This window comes from Nocardioides sp. TRM66260-LWL (assembly GCF_020075545.1).
GTDB lineage: Bacteria > Actinomycetota > Actinomycetes > Propionibacteriales > Nocardioidaceae > Nocardioides.
The window spans coordinates 91,410-109,210 of sequence record NZ_JAIQZK010000003.1 but is presented as its reverse complement, the minus strand read 5'-3'; the positions used below and the strand labels follow the sequence as shown (position 1 = coordinate 109,210).

The window sequence follows — 17,801 nt, the reverse complement described above, 5'->3', positions numbered from 1 at the left end:
GCCCTCAGGAGCCGCCGGCGAGCTCCCGCGACCGGTCGCGCGCGGCCTCCATCGCCCCCAGGAACGCCGCCCGGACGCCGTGTGCCTCGAGCTCGCGCAGGGCGGCCGCGGTGGTGCCGGCCGGACTGGTCACCTGCTCGCGCAGGACGGTGGGGTGCGTGCCGGTTTCGCGCAGCATCTTCGCCGAGCCCACGAGCGTCTGGACGACCAGCTCGCTGGCCGTGGTGCGCGGCAGGCCCAGGTGCACGCCCGCCTCGATCATCGACTCCACCACGTAGAAGAGGTACGCCGGCCCCGAGCCGGACACCGCGGTGACCGCGTCCTGCTGACGCTCCGGCACGCGTACGACGCGGCCCACGCTGGAGAGCAGGCCCTCGGCCTCCGCGAGCTGCTCCTCGCTGACGTGCGAGCCGGGCGAGACCGCCGCCATGCCCTCGTCGACCAGGGCCGGCGTGTTCGGCATGACCCGCACGACCGCGACGCCCTCGGGCACCCGCTCCTCGATCCAGGCGGTGGTGATGCCGGCCGCGAGCGAGACCAGCAGCCGGCCCGGGCCGAGCGCGGGCGCGATCTCGGCGAGCAGCTCGGCCATGTCCTGCGGCTTGACGACCAGGGCGATCGTCGTGGCCCGCTCGGCGGCGGCGCGGTTGCCGAGCACCGCCACCCCGTAGCGCTCCTCGAGCTCGGCGGCGCGCTCGGCGCGCTTCTCGCCGACCAGCAGGCGGTCGACGCGACGGCCGGCGCGGACGAGACCCGACAGCAGGGTCTCGCCCATCACCCCGGCGCCGAGGATGGCGGTCTGGGCGTCAGCACTCACGGCGGGTCTCGCTCCCTGTCGGGGTTCCGGGGACGAGGCGAAGGATGTCAGGTCGCGGGCGTCCACCGCGAGGCGGAGCCCCACGGCACGTGCACCCGCACGCGCTCCCCCGCGGCGGCCAGCCGCTCCTGCTCGGCCTGGCCCACGCCGTGCCGCAGCTGCAGCTCGTAGGTGCCGGGGGCACGATCGGCGCGTCCGGCCAGCGAGCGCGCGATCGCGAGCAGCCGGTCGTCCCGGGTGGCGACGACGGGGTGGCCGGCTCCCTCGAGCAGCACCCGCAGGCAGCGCACGTAGGCGAGATCGACCTGGTGCCGGTCGGCGTGGACGCCGTCGCCGCCCGGTCGTCGCGCGCCCTTGCGCAGCCGCACCCGCGAGCCCTCGTAGGCGAGCTGGCGGCAGTCGTCCTCGGTGCGACGCAGCCGGGCGCGCAGGACGACGCCGAGGTCGGGGTGGTCGCGGCGCAGCGCACCCAGGAGCTCGAGCGCCCGGCCGGGATCGACCGCCTCGCCGGGGTCGAGCGTCACCGTCGCGCCGACCTGGCGCACGGCGGAGCAGAGCGCCGCGAGCTCCTCCGGCGCCAGCACGTCGACCCGCGCGGAGACGTCCACGCCGCGCGCGAGGCCCGCCGTCCCGAGGGCCGCGAGCAGCGCGGTCGACGCCGCGGGATCGCCCGGGTCCCGGTGCTCCAGGCTCGCCGCCAGGCCGCGCGCGTGCAGCTCGGCCACGACGTCGACGACCTCGGCCGCGTTCGCCACGACCGGCGGGCGACGGACGAGCGCGGCGGTGACGGCCATGCGTCCCAACCTAGCCCCGCAGACGCCTCCGGCCGCCGGGACGAGGCCGGGCGGCCGGAGGGGTGAGGTCGGAGGGGTGAGGTCGGGGCTCAGCCGAAGCGACCCGAGATGTAGGCCTCGGTGGCCTCGTTGTCGGGGCTGGTGAACATCTTCTTGGTGGGGTTGAACTCCACCAGGTGGCCCGGCTGCCCGGCCGCCTTGAGGTTGAAGAAGCCGGTGTCGTCGGAGACCCGGGCCGCCTGCTGCATGTTGTGGGTGACGATCACGATCGTGTACTCGGACTTCAGCTCGTGGATGAGGTCCTCGATCGCGGAGGTCGAGATCGGGTCGAGCGCCGAGCACGGCTCGTCCATCAGCAGCACCTGCGGCTGGACGGCGATGGCGCGGGCGATGCACAGCCGCTGCTGCTGGCCGCCGGAGAGCCCCATGCCGGGCTTGCCGAGCCGGTCCTTGACCTCGTTCCACAGGTTGGCGCCCTTGAGCGAGCGCTCGACGATGTCGTCGGCCTCGGACTTCTTGAGCTTCTTGGAGTTCAGCCGGTTGCCGGCCAGCACGTTCTCGTAGATCGACATCGTCGGGAACGGGTTGGGCCGCTGGAAGACCATGCCGATCTGGCGACGCACGGCCACCGGGTCGACCGAGGGGTCGTAGAGCGACTGGCCGTCGACGACGACCTTGCCCTCGACCCGGGCGCCCGGGATGACCTCGTGCATGCGGTTCAGCGAGCGCAGGAAGGTCGACTTGCCGCAGCCGGACGGGCCGATGAACGCGGTGACCGACTTGGCCCGGATGGTCATGGAGACGCCCTGGACCGCCAGGAAGTCGCCGTAGTAGATGTCGAGGTCGGAGACGTCGATGCTCTTGGCCATGGTGTGGGTGCTCTCTGGGCTGGGCGGTCAGCGACCGGTCTTCGGGGCGAAGACCCGGCCGATGATGCGGGCGACGATGTTGAGGATCATGACGATGGCGATCAGCACGAGCGCGCCGCCCCAGGCGTAGCTGAGGCCCTTGGGCGTGGCGAGCGAGAACTGCTGGTAGATGAACACCGGGAGGGTGGTCATCCGGCCCTCGAAGAGGTTGGTGTTGACGCTGTCGGTGGCGCCGGCGACGACCAGCAGCGGCGCGGTCTCGCCGATGATGCGGGAGACGGCGAGCACGACGCCGGTGACGATGCCGCCGAGCGCGGTCGGCAGGACGACCCGCAGGATCGTGCGCCACTTGGGCACGCCGAGGGCGTAGGACGCCTCGCGCAGGTCCGCGGGCACCAGGCGCAGCATCTCCTCGGTGGAGCGCACGACCGTCGGGATCATCAGCAGCGAGAGCGCCACCGAGCCGCCGAAGCCGAACCGGATGGACGGGCCGAAGATCAGCACGAACAGGGCGAGCGCGAAGAGGCCGGCGACGATCGAGGGGATGCCGGTCATCACGTCGACCAGGAACGTCAGGACCCGGGCCAGCCGGGTGCCGCGGCCGTACTCGACGAGGTAGATCGCGGCGAAGATGCCGATCGGCACCGAGATCAGCATGGCCATGCCGGTGACCAGCAGCGTGCCGATCAGCGCGTGGTAGAGGCCGCCCTGCTGGTCGCCGATGACGTTGCGCATCTGGTAGGTGAGGAACTGGACGTTGATCGTCGAGAGCCCCTCGCGGAGCACCGTGAACACCAGCCAGACCAGCGGGATCATCGCGACGGCGAAGGTGCTCCACACCAGGCTGGTGGCCAGGCGGTCGGCCGCGGCCCGGCGGCTCTCGACCGCCGCCGACCAGCCCGGCAGCGCGACGAGGAAGACGACGAGCGCCGCGAGGACGCCGACGGCCACCGACGCGCCGAGGATCCACAGCAGCGCGCCGACGCCGACGGCGGCGACGCCGACCAGCACCGGCGCCCACGACGGCAGCCGCGGCTCGGTGAGCGCGACGGCGGTGCGGCCGGGCGCGACCCCGGGGTCGAGGGTGGGGGTGCTCACTTGGCCATCCTCCGATCGCTGCGGCCGGCGACGTAGCGGGCCAGGAAGTTGACGCCGAAGGTGAAGGCGAAGAGCACCAGGCCCGTCGCGATCAGCAGGGCCTGCTGCTCGGGCGTCGACTCGGCGTAGTTGACCGCGATGTTCGAGGCGATCGTCGCGGGGTTCTCGGTGGAGATCAGGTTGAGCGTGACGATCGGCGAGGCCGAGAGGACCATCGCGACCGCCATCGTCTCGCCGAGCGCGCGACCCAGGCCGAGCATGACGCCGGAGATCATGCCGGAGCGGGCGTAGGGGAAGACCGCGTAGCGGACCATCTCCCAGCGCGTGGCGCCGAGCGCCAGCGCGGCCTCCTCGTTCAGGCGCGGGGTGCGGGCGAAGACCTCGCGGCAGATCGCCGTGGTGATCGGCAGCACCATGATCGCCAGCACGAGGCCGGCGGTGAGGATCGTGCGGCCGGACGCCGACGGCGGGCCGGCGAAGAACGGCAGCCAGCCGAACCAGTCGTGCAGCCACGACTGGAAGCCGGCGATGTTCTTCGCCAGCTCGCGTCCGCCCCAGAGGCCGTAGACGACCGACGGGACGGCCGCCAGCAGGTCGATCAGGTAGGCCACCGGCGCGGCGAGCCGCCGCGGCGCGTAGTGGCTGATGAACAGCGCGATGCCGATCGCGAACGGCACCGCCACGAGCAGCGCGATGAGCGCGGCGAGCACGGTGCCGAAGACGAGCGGGCCGACGTAGCCGAGGAAGCTCGTGGCCGGCTCGTAGGCGCCGGCGTCCAGCGAGACGGCGGGGAGGCCCTCGATCGCGAGGAAGACGAACACGCCGGCGAGGGCCAGCATGATCACCAGGCCGCTGGCGACGGCGATGCCGCGGAAGACGCGGTCGCCGCGGCCGTGGGGGCGTGAGGACGTGAGGCCGGTGTCGTCGGCCTTCGGCGGGGTCTGGGTGGCGCTCACGGGGCTCCTGCGGCTCCTGGTGCGGACGGGACGACGGCCCCGACCCGGGTCGCGGGTCGGGGCCGTCGGTGGCTCACTTGGTGGTGATGCCGGCGACGATCGCCTGGGCCTTCTCGGCGACCGTGGCGTCGAGCGGCGCGGAGCCGGCCTGGGCCTCGGCGGCCTTCTGGCCCTCGTCGGAGACGATGTACTCGAAGTAGGCCTTGACCAGCTTGCCGGTGTCGGCGTCGGCGTAGGACTGGCACGCCAGCAGGTACGACACCAGGATCAGCGGGTAGGCGTCGGCCTCGGTGGTGGTGCGATCGATGTCGTAGGCGAGGTCGGTCTTGGAGCCCTCGTTGGCGAGCTTGGAGACCGAGAGCGCCTTGGCCGCGCCCTCCTCGCTCGGGGCGACGAACGCGTCGCCGACCTTGATCGAGGCCTTGCCGAGGTCGGCCACCGCGGAGTTGTCGGCGTAGCCGACGTAGCCCTCGTTGTCGGTGATCAGGCCGACCACGCCGGAGGTGCCCTTGGCGGCCTCGCCGCCGGAGACGCTGGAGGGCCAGGTGTCGTCGGCCTCGGGCTTCCAGCCGCCGGCCTTGCTCAGGTAGTCGGTGAAGTTCTTGGTGGTGCCCGACTTGTCGGAGCGGTGCACCGGCACGATCTTGGTGTCGGGCAGCTGCACGCCGTCGTTCTCGGCGGCGATCTTCGGGTCGTTCCACTGGGTGATCGAGCCGTCGAAGATGCCGGTGATGACGTCAGCGCTCAGGTTGAGCGAGGTGATGCCGGGCAGGTTGAACGCCACGGCGATCGGGCTGACGTAGCCCGGCACCTGGACGACGTCGCTCGCGCAGTTCTTCGCGGCGGCCGAGAGCTCGCCCTCGTCGTCGTTGATGGCGGAGTCGGTGCCGGCGAACGCGAAGGCGCCGGAGATGAAGTTCTTGCGGCCGTCGCCGGAGCCGACGCCGTCGTAGTTGACCGTGACGCCGGAGTTGGCGCTCTGGAAGCCGGCGCGCCAGGCCTCCTGGGCCTTCTCCTGCGAGGTGGCGCCGCCGCCGTTGAGCTGGCCGGACAGGCCGCTGCCGCCGGACGCGCCGTCGCCGGCCGAGGACGTGTCGTTGCCGGCACCGCAGGCCGAGAGCGCGAGGGCGAGGGCGGCGACGCCGGGCACGAGGCCACGGCGGATGGAAGAGCGGATCACGTTCGTCTCTCCTGAGATCAGATCGGGGTCGACCCCATGGCGGAGTCTCTGGTCGGGTCGATCTCGCGCAACCTAGGCAGCGCAGGTGACCGGACCCGGCGCCCTCGGTGAACGGGAGGGAAACCAGACATGTCCGGACGCCGTACAAAGACGGGTCGGCAGGCGTACATCACGTGAACTCGGTGAAGAAACGTCGGAATCGCTTGACGATGCGCAGCTGGTCGGATCGGCCCGGCCGGACTGGCCCTGGACCGGCTCCGCACCGCCTCACGTGGGCTCGCGGGGACCGTGCCGCTCGACGTCGACCACCCGCCCGTGCCGACGGTGCACGACCAGCAGCTCTCCGGGGGCGAGCCCGGGGTCGTCCAGGCCGAGGCCGGCGAACACGTGCGGCAGGACGGGGCGGTGGCTGCACACCAGCAGCGTGCGGCGCGCCGCCTCGGCGGCGTCGACCTCCCGGGCGACGAGGGTCCGCACCTCGCGGGCCTCGCCCGCGCCCTCGGCGAGCAGGGGCTCGGCGCGCGGACGCAGGTCGGTGGCCGCGGTGAGCGGCGCGATCGTCTCGCGGCAACGGGTGCTGGGCGAGGTGAGCACCTCGTCCGGGGCGAAGGCAGCGAGCAGCGGGACCAGGCGTGCGGCGTCGACCCGGCCGGTCGCGAGCAGGGGCCGCAGCCGGTCGTCGCCCCGCCAGGTGCGGCGGGCGCGGGCCGTGGCGTGGCGCAGCACGACGACGGCGCTCGTCCGCTTGCGCACCTCGACGGCGCGCTGCAGCACGTCGCGGTCGCGGGCGTAGGTGAGCAGGTCGAGCGCCTTGTCGCGCTCGACCCAGGCCACCTGGTCGATCTCCTCGGTGGGCTCGAAGCCCGCGACGTCGTCGTCACCGACCGGCCGGGCGATCCAGTAGTCGACCGACTTGGCGCGTCCGGCGACGTCGTAGCGCTGCCGCAGCAGCGGCCGTCCGAGCCGCACCCGCAGGCCGGTCTCCTCCTCGACCTCGCGCACGGCGGCGGCGGCGCGGTGCTCGCCGCGATCGAGCTTGCCCTTGGGGAACGACCAGTCGTCGTAGCGGGGCCGGTGCACGAGCAGCACCTCGCGGGGCCGCAGCACGACAGCGCCCGCGGCGAGGATCTCCCCCCGTGCGACCATGGCGTCAGTCTCACATCCCCCGCGCCGCCCGCGGCAGCGGGCTCGAGGACAGGAGCACGCGCGTGGCGTGGAGGAGCCGCCGGGGCCTCGCCCTCATCGGCGCGGCGGTCGTGCTGGCGCTGGTCGCCGGGCTGCTCGTCACCCGTCAGCTCGGCTGGTGGGGCACCTCGCGCACCGCGCTGCAGGCGGCGGTGCGGATGGCGCCGGCCGACACCGTCCGGTTCTCCTGGACCGACTGGCGGGCGGTGCGCGCCGAGGTCGGCTCCGACGTCGGCAAGGACTCCAGCTCCGAGGAGGTGCAGGAGTTCCTCCGCAAGGCCTACCCGACCGACGCGACGTCGCGCTCGGCCCTCACCGACCTCGTGCCGATCCTCCAGGAGGGCTTCGGCTTCTCCCCCGCGACGCTGGCCTGGGAGCTGCTCGCGCAGGGGCCCCGCGGCGCCGTCGAGATCGACCGGCTCGACGACGACGTCAGCATCGACGACCTCGGCGACCGGCTCGCCGCCCTGGGCTACCAGCGTCCGGGCGCCGATCGGGTCTGGAAGGGCGGCCCGGACCTGCTCGGCCAGATCGGCCTGCGGCTCGGGCAGGACACCAGCCCGCTGCTGCAGCACGTCGCGTTCGACGAGAAGCGCCACCTGGTGCTCTTCAGCAACCGGCCCGACTACCTCGCCGAGACCGTGGCGGGACTCGACGACCACGACAGCCAGGTCGACGACGTGCTGGACGCGGTGGGCGACCCCGATCCGATGGCCGCCACGGTGTTCGCCGGCTCCTACGTCTGCGAGGAGCTGGCGATGGGCCAGGCCGACCCGGACGACAAGGCCCGCGGCGAGGAGCTCGTCCGCGCCGCCGGGCCGATCTCGCCGCTCGCGTCGTACGCGATGGTGCTGCGCCGCGACCGCAGCGTCGCCGTGGCGTTCGGCTTCGAGAACGACCAGCAGGCGAAGGAGAACGCGCCCACCCGGGCGCGGCTGGCCTCGGGCGAGGCGCCCGGCCAGGGCGGTGACTTCCCGGAGCGGTTCTCGCTCGGCACCGTCGAGGCCCGCGGGAAGGTCGTGACGATGGAGCTCAAGCCGAAGCCGGAGAACTACGTGCTCTCCGACCTCTCCGACGGCCCCGTGCTCTTCGCCACCTGCTGACGTCGGGCGTCAGCGGAAGCGGCGCAGCCGCAGGCTGTTGGTGACGACCAGCACCGACGAGGCGGCCATCGCGCCGCCGGCGATCATCGGGCTCACCAGCCCCGCCACCGCCAGCGGGATCGCGGCGACATTGTAGGCGAAGGCCCAGAAGAGGTTGGAGCGGATCACCGCGAGCGTGCGCCGCGCCAGCCGGACGGCGTCGACGACGAGCAGCAGGTCGCCGCGGACGACCGTCACGTCGGCGGCCTCCGCCGCGATCGCGGCGCCGCTGCCGAGCGCGATGCCGAGGTCGGCGCTCGCCAGCGCGGCGGCGTCGTTGACGCCGTCGCCGACCATCGCCACGGCGTGGCCCTGCCGCTGGAGCGCGCGCACCGCCTCGACCTTGCCCTCGGGCAGCACGCCCGCGACGACGTCCTCGGCCGGCACGCCGACCTCGGCGGCGACCCGCAGCGCGGCCCGCTCGTGATCGCCGGTGAGGACGACGGGGCGCAGGCCGAGGGCGCGCAGCCGCTCGACCGCCTCGCGGGAGGTGGGCCGCACGGCGTCGGCGACCTCGAGCACCCCGCGCGCCCGACCGTCCCAGCCGACCAGCACGGCCACCCGTCCGGCGGCCTCGGCGCGCTCGCGGGCGGCGTCGACCTCCGGCGGCACGGCGAGACCGCGCTCGCGGAGCAGGGCGGCCCGTCCGGCGACGACCTCGAGCCCGTCGAACCGCGCCCGCACGCCGAGGCCCGGCAGGGCGGCGAAGTCGTCGACCTCGGACGCGGTCTCGACGGCGCCGGCGATCGCGCGTCCGACCGGGTGCTCGGACCCCGCCTCGACGGCGGCGGCGCGGCGCAGCAGCTCGTCCCGCTCGACGCCCGGCGCGGGCACGACGTCGTGCAGCGTCATCACGCCGGTGGTGAGGGTGCCGGTCTTGTCGAGCACGACGACGTCGATGCGCTGGGCCTGCTCGAGCGCCGGCGCACCGCGCAGCAGGACGCCGAGCTGGGCGCCCCGGCCGGTGCCGACCAGGAGCGCGGTGGGGGTGGCCAGGCCGAGGGCGCACGGGCAGGCGACGACCAGCACGGCCACGGCCGCGCTGAGCGCGAGCGTCCAGGAGCCGCCGAGCAGCCCCCAGCCCAGGAGCGTGCCGAGGGCGACGACCAGCACGATCGGCACGAACACCCCGGCGATGCGGTCGACGAGCCGCTGCACCGCGGCCTTGCGGGTCTGCGCCTCCTCGACCAGGCGCACCATGCGGGCCAGGGCGGTGTCGGAGCCGACCCGCGTGGCGCGGACGAGCAGGCGTCCGCCCGCGTTGACGGTGCCGCCGACGACGACGTCGCCGGGCCCGACCTCGACCGGCACGGGCTCGCCGGTGAGCATGGAGGCGTCGACGGCCGACGTGCCGGTCTCGACGACGCCGTCGGTGGCGACCCGCTCGCCGGGGCGGACGACGAAGCGCTGGCCCACGCGCAGCCGGTCGGCGGGGAGCAGACCGGTGCTGGCGTCGTCGGCCACCACCTCGACCTCACGGACGCCCAGGGCGGCCAGCGACCGGAGCGCGGCGCCGGCGCGGCGCCGGGCGGTGCGCTCCAGGAAGCGGCCCGCCAGCAGGAACGTGGTGACGCCGGTGGCGGCCTCGAGGTAGATCTCGCCGAGGCCGTCGTCGCGCTGGAGGGTCAGGGAGAAGCCGTGGCGCATGCCGATCTCGCCGGCGTGGCCGAAGAGCAGCGCCACGAGGGACCAGCCGAAGGCGGCCAGGACGCCCATCGAGACGAGGGTGTCCATCGTCGCAGTGCGGTGGCGCAGGTGCCGGGCGGCCGCGGCGTGGAAGGGCCAGCCGCCCCAGGCCACCACCGGCGTCGCGAGCGCGAGGGAGAGCCACTGCCAGCCGTCGACCTGCCACGCCGGCACCATGGCGAGCGCGATCACCGGCGCCGAGAGCACGGCGCTGACGACCAGCCGGCGACGCAGGGCGTCGGTCGCGGCGTCGACGTCGTCCCCGCCGTCCGGCTGCGCGCCGGGAGGCGGCGTGACGACGGCCTGGTACCCGGCGGCCTCGACGGCCGCGACCAGCGCGTCCGCGTCGATCGCGGACGGGGCGGTGACCAGAGCGCGCTCGGTGGCGTAGTTGACCTCGGCGCTGACCCCGTCCAGCTTCCCCAGCTTGCGCTCGATGCGGTGCGCGCAGGAGGCGCAGGTCATGCCGGTGATCGCGAGCTCGACGTCGTGCGTGGTGCCCGTGGCCGTCGGCGCGGTGGTCGGCTCGGTCATGGCGCGCTCAGGCCAGGGCGTAGCCGGCCTCGGCCACGGCGGCCTCGACCTGGCCGCGCTCCAGCGGCTCGCTGGAGGTGACGACGACGGCGCCGGTCTCGAGGGTCACGTCGACCGCCTCGACACCCGGCAGCTCGGTGAGCTCCTCGGTGACGGAGGCGACGCAGTGGCCGCAGGTCATGCCGGTGACGGTCCAGGTGCTGGTCGTGGACATGCAGGTCTCCTCGATGCTGGGCGTGCGCGTCAGGAGCGCACGAGTCGGGTGATGGCGGCGACGGCCTCGGCGACCTTGACGGCGCCCTCGTCCTCGCCCGCGCGGGCGGCGTCGACGACGCAATGCGCGAGGTGGTCCTCCAGCAGGCCGAGCGAGACGGCCTGGAGCGCCTTCGTCAGGGCGCTGACCTGGGTGAGGATGTCGATGCAGTACGCCTCGTCCTCGACCATCCGCTGCAGCCCGCGGGTCTGGCCCTCGATGCGGCGCAGCCGCTTGAGGTAGTCGTCCTTGCGGCTGATGTAGCCGTGGTGGTGGGGGAGGTCGTCGCTCACACCTCGAACATACCCCTGGGGGGTAGGGGTCTCAAGGGAGCAGAGAGGGGGTCAGTCGTGCTCGGGGAGGAGGCCGAGGATCGCGTCGATCTCGGCCTCGGTGAGGTGCTCGTCGGACTCGCTGGCCGCGATGATCAGGTTCGTGGTCAGCTCGACCTCGCCGAGCAGGTCGGCATCCTCGAGCGTCACGTCGAACTGGTCGTGCACCGGGCCCTCCAAGGCTAAAGACGGGTGTTCGTTCACCCCCTCCAGACTGCCCGATGATCGGTGAGACCAAACGGTTGCGTCCCGAAGTGACCCGTTCGGGCCACCCTCGGGTGGCCCTGTCCGCACGCGGCCGCGTCCGGCGCCCCACCCGAACGGATGGGGGGTCAGCCCACGCGGTCGAGCAGCTCGCGGGCCAGCGCGAACGCCGACGTCGCCGCCGGCGAGGGCGCGTTGCGGACGAACACGACCGGCCCGAGCCGCGAGAGCACGAAGTCGTCGACCAGCGCGCCGTCGCGGCCGACCGCCTGCGCGCGCACGCCCGCGCTCCACACGCCGTCCTCGAGGTCGTCGACGGTGAGGCCCGGCACGTAGCGGGCGGCCTCGGCGACGAAGGCGCGGCGGTCGACGGCCATCCGCAGCTCGTGCACGCCGGTGCGCCAGAAGCGCCGCGCGACGTGCCAGGTGCCCGGCCAGGCCAGCGTCTCCGCGGCGTCGCGCGGTCGCCAGGAGCGGGGGTCGGTGAGCCGGTAGGCGTCGCGCGCCGGGACGAGCATCGCCGTCGGGCCGAGCAGCACCGCGCCGCGTCCGCCGTCGCCCGGGGACGCCAGGTGCCGGGTGACGTGGACGCCGAGGAACGGCAGGTCGGGGTCGGGCACCGGGTAGACCATGCCGCGCACGGGACGCGCCGCGACGGCCTCGGGGCGCAGCGCGAGGTAGGCCCCGCGGAAGGGGACGATGCGGGGATCGGCCGGCGCGCCCGCCGCCCGCGCCAGGCGGTCGGACCACAGGCCGGCGCAGACCACGACGCGGCGCGCCACGACGTCACCCGCGGAGGTGCGCACGACCGCGCCGGCCACGTGCGGCGCGAGACCCTCGACCCGGGTGGCGAGCCGGACGTCCGCCCCGAGCGTGAGCAGCTCGGCGTGCACCGCGCGGGCCACGGCGGCGTAGTCGACGATGCCCGTGTTCGGCGCGTGCAGCGCCGCGATGCCGGTGGCCGACGGCTCGATCTCGCGGATCGCCCCGAGCCCCTCGACCCGGCGCAGGCCCGGCACCCGGTTGGCGCGGCCGCGTCGCTCGAGCTCGTCGAGCCGGCCGCGCTCGTGCTCGCCGAGCGCGACGATCAGCTTGCCGCAGCGCTCGTGCGGGAGGCGGTGCTCCTCGCAGTAGGCGTAGAGGTCGCGGGCGCCCTCGACGCACAGCCGCGCCTTGAGCGAGCCCGGCTGGTAGTAGATGCCGCCGTGCACGACGCCGGAGTTGCGGCCGGTCTGGTGGGCGGCGACGGCGGCCTCCTGCTCGACCACCACCACCTGCGCGCCCGGGTGGCGCAGCAGGTGCTCGCGGGCGGTGGCCAGGCCGACGAGGCCCGCGCCGACGACGAGGAGATCGGCCGGCTTCACGGCCCCGAACCTAGCCGGTGCGGCGTCACTCGGCCGGGGCGGAGAGCTCCAGCGCGATGCCGTCGGGGTCGCGCAGCTCCAGGATCGCGATGCCGCCGGCGTCCTTGACGCCGCCGTGCTCGATGCCGAGCCCGTCGAGGTGCGCGGCTGCCTGCTCGAGGTCGTGACGGTCGGCGAGCGCGAAGGAGACGTGGTCGAGGCCGACGCGGTCCTCGGAGAACGCGTCGTCGGCGGGCGCGACGGGACGCAGCCCGAAGAGCCCGCCCGGGATCGCGTAGATGACCCCGCCGAAGAGGAACCACAGCTGCTCGCGCGTGGCCTCGTCGGCGTCCGGCGGCAGCTCGTAGGCGACGTCCCAGCCGAAGACCGCGTCGTAGAAGGCGCGGGAGGCGGCGAGGTCGCGGACGGTGAGGCGGACGTGGTGGACGCCGGTGATGGAGACGGTCATGTCGCGACGGTAGGCAGGCCCACCTGAGGGCGCCCCATCGAAGGGCGGGCCGGCGGTGGGCGCCGCGACCTGCTGGGGTCCCGCGGCGCCGCCGGTCGGCTTCCCGTCAGCGCACCGTGAAGGGGCCCGACATCGCGGGGCCTCGGCGCGGCGGGGAGGCGCTGCGGTTCGCGAGCGCCGACGCCGACGGACCGGTGCGCAGGGCGTCGTCGTAGGAGACCGTCTCGCCCCAGACGCCACCGCCCTTGCTCACCGGGAAGATGCCCAGGTCGTGGCGCCGACGCGGATCTGCGTCGGATCGCCGAGGCAGACCAGGGGCACCCGCAGGACGATGCCGGCGTCGACGCGGTAGGCGCGGCCGCCCTCGCAGGCGCTGCCGCGACTCCCCTTGCGGACGATCCGGAACTCGTCGCGGAAGGTGTCCGTGGTGAGCACGTCCCTGACGTAGTAGACCCGGCCGGCCGCCGTCGCGATGCGCACCGAGGCGTCGAAGTCCTCGAGCCCGTCGGTCCGGGTGGTGAGGTTGGCCTGGAGGGTCGTGCCGTCGGAGACGATCGTCAGACGGCTGAGGTCGTCGCCGGTGCCGTGGGTGGTGACCGCGCGGGTCCCGTCCTCGTAGTCGGTGACGCCGTAGGCGTCATGTCGGGCGTCGAGGTGGGTGTAGACCACCTGGCGGCCGGTGATCCTCGGGGACTGCGCGGCCTGCGCGGCCTGCGCGGTCGGGACGCCCAGCGACGGGACCGCGAGGGCGATCACCGCCGTCGCGGCGAGGGAGAGACGGCGGGCGCGGGGGGCCGAGAGCATGCCCGAGGCTCTCATGCGCGCGCGGCCGCCGCCACGGTCCGGGACGGGATCAGAGGTCGGCGCCGACGTCGATCCGGTTGCCGTCGGGGTCGGCCATGACGAACGTGCGCATGCCGTAGTCGGCGTCGCGGAGCTCGCCGACGATGGGGACGCCGTGCGCGACGAGGTGCTCGTGCAGGGCGTCGGGGCCCTCGACCATGAGGTGGGCGACGTTCTGCTCGCCCCCGCGGTGACCCGGCTCGAGGGCGAGGTGCAGCTCGGTGGCGCCGCGCTCGACGATGACGAAGGACGTCGGCTGGCCGTTGCGGAACGTCTCCTGCAGGCCGAGCACGCCGACGTAGAAGGCGAGCGCGCGGTCGACGTCGGACACGGAGATGGTCGGCGCGGCACGGCCGAGGGTGAAGGTCATTGGGTCTCCTGGGATCGGGGCGGCGGTGCCGCGGGACGATCATCTCGCCGGCCGGCGAGCTGCGGAAGTGTCGGCGGGGGCGTCGATCGCCCCGGGCATCGGCCAGTTGTCGTCCACAGGACTGATTTCAGCACCTATTTCCACCAGCTGTGGAAATAGCCTCGAGCGCATTCGCGGTGGATTTCCTGTTCCTTTCCTGACTCATTCCACGTAGAATCGAGCACGTGTTCGATCTCGGGATGCTTCAGCAGCTGCCGGCCACGGTGGCCGGGCGGTCGTTGCCGCCTGGTGCGGCGGGGCTGGTGGAGGAGATCGGGCTGCTGGAGGACGCGGTCAACGCCCTGCGGGCCCGGCAGGTGCGGCTTGCTGCGGCGCTGGTGCAGGTGCGGGAGGCCGAGCGCCCGCCGCGGCGGACGCTGTCGCGGGACGAGCAGCTGACCCGGCTGTCGCGGCTGCGGGCCTCGGTGGGTGCGGAGGTCGGGCTCGCGCGGCGGGTCTCCCCGCACCAGGGGCGGGCGTTCGTCTCTCTGGCGCTGGTGCTGCCTGTCGAGTTGCCCGCGACCTGGGCGGCCTGTCAGGCGGGGCGGCTGCCGCTGGAGCGGGCCCGGATGGTCGCCTCGGGCACCGCCATGCTGTCCCTGGAACAGCGGCAGACGATCGACGCCGCCGTGTGCGGCGACCCCGACCACGCCGCACGGCTGGGCGACCGGGAGCTCGGCTCCCTCGTCCGTGGCCACGCCGCGCGGCTCGATCCCGCCGGTGTGGTGGCGCAGATCCGGCACGCCGAAGGCGGACGCCGCGTCACCCTGCGGCCCGGACGCGACCACCTGGTCCACCTGCACGCCGCCCTCCCGATCCGCGACGGCGTCGCCTGCCTCGCCGCGCTCAAGGCCGCCGCCACGTCAGCGGTCGCGGCCGGGGAGACCGGCAGCGCGGACGCCGAGTCCACCGTGATGGCCGACCTCCTCGTCGCGCGGCTCACCGGGCGTGACGCCTCCACGAACGGACTGCCGGAGCCGGTGCAGCTGCGGCTCGTGGTGGCCGCCGACGACCTCTTCCGCGCTCCTGGCGATGAGGCTGATGGCACGGCGACGCTGGTCGACCCGTCCGGCACCATCCAGGCCGACGGCCTGCCCGCCGAGCTGGCCCGCCGCTGGATCCGCTCCGCCCTCGACGCCGGCCAGAAGGTCGCCGTGAAGCGACTCTTCGCCCACCCCGACACCGGGGCCCTGGTCGCGATGGACTCCCGCTCCCGGACCTTCCCACCCGGACTCGCCGAGCTCATCACCCTGCGCGACCGCTGGTGCCGCACCCCCTACTGCAACGCACCGATCCGACAGATCGACCATGTCCGCCGCCACGCCGACGGCGGCCCCACCTCCTACGCCAACGCCCAAGGCCTCTGCATCACCTGCAACCAGGTCAAGGAAGAACCCGGATGGCACCACGAACCACCCGAGCCACGGGCACCCGGCGCACCCCACGCCATCCGCATCACCACGCCCACCGGGAGCCAGCATCGAGCTCGCGCGAGGCCCCTGCTCACCGGGCTACGACCCGTACGGCTCCACGAGCACCCCACCGGCCTCGTCGATGGTGATCCACGCGACGTGGCCGCCGAGATCCGCGCAGTCGAGCATCGGCGGCAGCGCGCCGGCGGCCCACCGGCACCGCCACCGCTGCCGCAGATCGGCGCTCAGTGATCGCCGCTCGAGGGACGTCGTGGTCGTGACGATCCGATTCGGAACGTCCCCGCAGGTCCCGCTCACGCGTACCGGGTCCGTGCGGCCGGGCAGCTCGTCCGCCACCGTGGCGGCGACGTCCTGTGCCGTCGCCACAGCGGCGTCCGAGCACTCGTCGAGAGCCCAGACGGCCACGTGTCTCGCCAGCGAGGCGTGCACGGGGAACAACGCGACCGGCTCGGCGATCGCCAGGGCGACGACCGCCGCGACGACCACGCCCCTCGCACCTGCGCCCATGCCGCCACCCTCCCCGATCGAGGGCGCGGACGCCAACGCAGGCGGAGGGACGCGGGCCTCAGGCGAGCCCCGACGGCACCCGCCGCCGCAGGAAGTCGAGCTGGTCGCCGACGACGGTCTCGAAGTACGGGTCGAGGTAGGGCTCGAAGTGCTGGCACTCGTAGGTGCGGATCTCGCCGTCGGGCAGGCGCCGTCCCGCCTTGAGCGCGACCTCGACGGGCGTGACGGTGTCGCCGCTCGCGATCTGGACGAGCGTCGGGGCGAGCACCTTCGCGGCCCGCCGGCCCGGTGAGTAGAACGGCACCCGCAGCGCGATCCGCGCGGCGACGTCGTTCGCCGGCAGCAGCTGCTCGTAGAGGTCGCCGGCCAGGCGGATGGCCATCGGCGCCGCGTCGGGCGAGGTCATCATGGCGAGATCGCCGGGGTACCCGGCCGCGGGCACCCGGTACGGCGCCCGGCCCACGGCGGCGCGGGCCTGGTCACGGAGCCCCGCGGCGATCAGCCGGGCGACGAGCCGCGGGGGCTGGGAGAACACCGACGCCGGACCGCTGACGTGCGGCACCTGGGCGATCACGGCGGCGACGCCGCGATCCTCGGACGCGATCCGCAGCGCATGACCGCCGCCGAACGAGGTGCCCCAGAGGACCAGTCGGCCGGCATCGACCCCGGGCAGTCGGCGGGCGTAGGCGAGGGCCGCTCGCCAGTCGTCGTGCTGCGAGCGGATGTTCAGCACGCGCCGCGGCTCGCCCGCACGCGCGTCGGGCCGGCGCCAGAGCCCGGCGACGACGTCTCCTAGAGTGAGGATGCGGCAGCCGCCGCGAACGGGCCCTTAGCTCAGTTGGTAGAGCACCGGACTTTTAATCCGAGTGTCGTCGGTTCGAGCCCGACAGGGCCTACCGCTCCGACCGGCCCGCTCGACGGGCGTCCGCCGATCAGCCGCCGACCGAGCGCTGATCAGGCGCCGAAGACCGGCGGCCGCTTCTCGAGGAACGCGGTGACGCCCTCGCGGCCGTCCGCACTGCCGGCGCGCTCGCGGATGGCGAGGGTCTCGGCACGCAGGCGGGCCTCGGGGGCGTCCTCGACGGCGGTGCGCAGCAGCCGCTTGGTGGCGGCGAGGGAGCCGCGGGAGCCGGCGAGCAGGGTGGCGACGACCTCGTCGACCGCGGCGTCGAGCCCGTCGGCGGGGACGACGCGGGCGACGAGTCCGGCGTCCAGCGCCTCCTGCGCCGAGAGGACGTCGTTGAGCAGCGCGAGCCGGAGCATGCGGTGGAGCCCGAGGGTGTGGCTGAGCAGCGAGGTGCCGCCATCGACCGAGAGCCCGATCTTGGTGTAGCCGAGGGTGAAGCGGGCGGTGTCGGCGGCGACGACCAGGTCGGCCGCCGCGGCCAGCGGGAACCCGGCCCCCGCGGCCATCCCCTGCACCGCCGAGACGACGACGGCGTCGGAGCGCACCAGCTCGGAGACGACGCGGTGCAGCGCCTCGGCGAGGTCGTCGATGAAGCGCGCCATGTCGGGCGCGGAGCCGAACGCCCCGAGGTCGCCGCCGACGCTGAAGAACCGGCCGGTGCTGGCGAGCACGATCACCCGTGCGCCGTCGGCGTCGGCGCGACGGAGACCGTCGAGCAGCGCCTCCACCGAGGCGGGGTTGACGGGGTTGCCGCGGTCGGCGTCGTCGAGGGTGAGCCGCGCGCAGCCGTCGGCGAACGCGTAGGAGACGGGGGAGCTCGAGCCGGTCATGGCCGCCACA

General features: G+C 74.2%; 20 protein-coding genes and 1 tRNA gene. 3 read left to right on the top strand and 18 right to left on the bottom strand.

Going from position 1 to position 17,801, the window contains the following annotated elements; translation table 11 throughout:
* Positions 1 to 4: 4 nt before the first annotated feature.
* From proC to K8Z61_RS09755, 7 genes are all read right to left on the bottom strand, one after another.
* Complete coding sequence (proC, locus tag K8Z61_RS09785; protein WP_224128973.1) at positions 5 to 817, bottom strand: pyrroline-5-carboxylate reductase; 813 nt, start codon at positions 815 to 817, stop codon at positions 5 to 7.
* 47 nt (positions 818 to 864) lie between these two features.
* Positions 865 to 1,611, bottom strand: coding sequence for a proline dehydrogenase family protein (locus tag K8Z61_RS09780; protein WP_224128971.1), 747 nt, complete (start codon positions 1,609 to 1,611; stop codon positions 865 to 867).
* 89 nt (positions 1,612 to 1,700) lie between these two features.
* Positions 1,701 to 2,480 (bottom strand): phosphate ABC transporter ATP-binding protein PstB, encoded by a 780-nt coding sequence (gene pstB / locus K8Z61_RS09775; RefSeq protein ID WP_224128969.1) that lies wholly within the window; start codon positions 2,478 to 2,480, stop codon positions 1,701 to 1,703.
* A 27-nt stretch (positions 2,481 to 2,507) separates the two neighbouring features.
* A complete protein-coding gene (pstA, locus tag K8Z61_RS09770; protein ID WP_224128968.1) occupies positions 2,508 to 3,578 on the bottom strand; it encodes a phosphate ABC transporter permease PstA in 1,071 nt (356 codons plus the stop codon).
* Positions 3,575 to 4,534 carry a phosphate ABC transporter permease subunit PstC gene (gene pstC / locus K8Z61_RS09765; protein ID WP_224128966.1) on the bottom strand — a complete coding sequence of 320 codons (960 nt, stop codon included), beginning with the start codon at positions 4,532 to 4,534 and terminating at the stop codon, positions 3,575 to 3,577. The genes pstA and pstC overlap by 4 nt, the downstream gene beginning before the upstream one ends.
* Before the next feature lie 73 nt (positions 4,535 to 4,607).
* Positions 4,608 to 5,714: a phosphate ABC transporter substrate-binding protein PstS gene (gene pstS / locus K8Z61_RS09760; protein WP_224128963.1), complete on the bottom strand. Its 1,107-nt coding sequence runs from the start codon at positions 5,712 to 5,714 to the stop codon at positions 4,608 to 4,610.
* A 267-nt stretch (positions 5,715 to 5,981) separates the two neighbouring features.
* Positions 5,982 to 6,860: an NUDIX hydrolase gene (locus K8Z61_RS09755; protein ID WP_224128961.1), complete on the bottom strand. Its 879-nt coding sequence runs from the start codon at positions 6,858 to 6,860 to the stop codon at positions 5,982 to 5,984.
* 62 nt (positions 6,861 to 6,922) lie between these two features.
* Between K8Z61_RS09755 and K8Z61_RS09750 the strand changes: the two genes are divergently transcribed.
* Positions 6,923 to 8,002, top strand: a complete 1,080-nt coding sequence (locus tag K8Z61_RS09750; RefSeq protein ID WP_224128959.1) for a hypothetical protein — start codon at positions 6,923 to 6,925, stop codon at positions 8,000 to 8,002.
* Positions 8,003 to 8,011: 9 nt separating this feature from the next.
* On the opposite strand, the gene K8Z61_RS09745 is transcribed toward K8Z61_RS09750, so the two are convergent.
* The 9 genes from K8Z61_RS09745 to K8Z61_RS09705 all read right to left on the bottom strand — a co-directional run bounded on the left by K8Z61_RS09745 (position 8,012) and on the right by K8Z61_RS09705 (position 14,075).
* On the bottom strand, positions 8,012 to 10,261 hold the full coding sequence (locus tag K8Z61_RS09745; protein WP_224128957.1) for a cation-translocating P-type ATPase: 2,250 nt from the start codon (positions 10,259 to 10,261) through the stop codon (positions 8,012 to 8,014).
* Positions 10,262 to 10,268: 7 nt separating this feature from the next.
* Entirely contained in the window at positions 10,269 to 10,475 is a 207-nt protein-coding gene (locus tag K8Z61_RS09740; protein WP_224128955.1) for a heavy-metal-associated domain-containing protein, read from the bottom strand.
* Positions 10,476 to 10,504: 29 nt separating this feature from the next.
* Complete coding sequence (locus tag K8Z61_RS09735; protein WP_224128953.1) at positions 10,505 to 10,807, bottom strand: metal-sensitive transcriptional regulator; 303 nt, start codon at positions 10,805 to 10,807, stop codon at positions 10,505 to 10,507.
* 51 nt (positions 10,808 to 10,858) lie between these two features.
* Positions 10,859 to 11,014, bottom strand: coding sequence for a hypothetical protein (locus K8Z61_RS09730; RefSeq protein WP_224128951.1), 156 nt, complete (start codon positions 11,012 to 11,014; stop codon positions 10,859 to 10,861).
* Positions 11,015 to 11,178: 164 nt separating this feature from the next.
* A complete protein-coding gene (gene lhgO, locus K8Z61_RS09725; RefSeq protein ID WP_224128949.1) occupies positions 11,179 to 12,414 on the bottom strand; it encodes an L-2-hydroxyglutarate oxidase in 1,236 nt (411 codons plus the stop codon).
* Positions 12,415 to 12,439: 25 nt separating this feature from the next.
* Entirely contained in the window at positions 12,440 to 12,862 is a 423-nt protein-coding gene (locus tag K8Z61_RS09720; RefSeq protein WP_224128947.1) for a VOC family protein, read from the bottom strand.
* A gap of 106 nt (positions 12,863 to 12,968) precedes the next feature.
* Positions 12,969 to 13,115 carry a hypothetical protein gene (locus K8Z61_RS09715; RefSeq protein WP_224128945.1) on the bottom strand — a complete coding sequence of 49 codons (147 nt, stop codon included), beginning with the start codon at positions 13,113 to 13,115 and terminating at the stop codon, positions 12,969 to 12,971.
* On the bottom strand, positions 13,112 to 13,666 hold the full coding sequence (locus K8Z61_RS09710) for a hypothetical protein (RefSeq protein ID WP_224128943.1): 555 nt from the start codon (positions 13,664 to 13,666) through the stop codon (positions 13,112 to 13,114). Before K8Z61_RS09710 ends, K8Z61_RS09715 begins: the two co-directional genes overlap by 4 nt.
* 49 nt (positions 13,667 to 13,715) lie before the next feature.
* Positions 13,716 to 14,075, bottom strand: a complete 360-nt coding sequence (locus K8Z61_RS09705; protein ID WP_224128941.1) for a VOC family protein — start codon at positions 14,073 to 14,075, stop codon at positions 13,716 to 13,718.
* 224 nt (positions 14,076 to 14,299) lie between these two features.
* Between K8Z61_RS09705 and K8Z61_RS09700 the strand changes: the two genes are divergently transcribed.
* Positions 14,300 to 15,778, top strand: a complete 1,479-nt coding sequence (locus tag K8Z61_RS09700; RefSeq protein ID WP_224128939.1) for an HNH endonuclease — start codon at positions 14,300 to 14,302, stop codon at positions 15,776 to 15,778.
* 334 nt (positions 15,779 to 16,112) lie between these two features.
* Here the strand turns inward: K8Z61_RS09700 and K8Z61_RS09695 are convergent, their stop codons facing one another.
* On the bottom strand, positions 16,113 to 16,787 hold the full coding sequence (locus K8Z61_RS09695; RefSeq protein ID WP_224128937.1) for an alpha/beta hydrolase: 675 nt from the start codon (positions 16,785 to 16,787) through the stop codon (positions 16,113 to 16,115).
* Between the two features lie 90 nt (positions 16,788 to 16,877).
* On the opposite strand from K8Z61_RS09695, the gene K8Z61_RS09690 reads away from it, so the two are divergent.
* Positions 16,878 to 16,950, top strand: a tRNA-Lys gene (locus K8Z61_RS09690).
* Positions 16,951 to 17,008: 58 nt separating this feature from the next.
* On the opposite strand, the gene K8Z61_RS09685 is transcribed toward K8Z61_RS09690, so the two are convergent.
* Complete coding sequence (locus K8Z61_RS09685) at positions 17,009 to 17,791, bottom strand: enoyl-CoA hydratase/isomerase family protein (protein ID WP_224128935.1); 783 nt, start codon at positions 17,789 to 17,791, stop codon at positions 17,009 to 17,011.
* Positions 17,792 to 17,801: the final 10 nt, after the last annotated feature.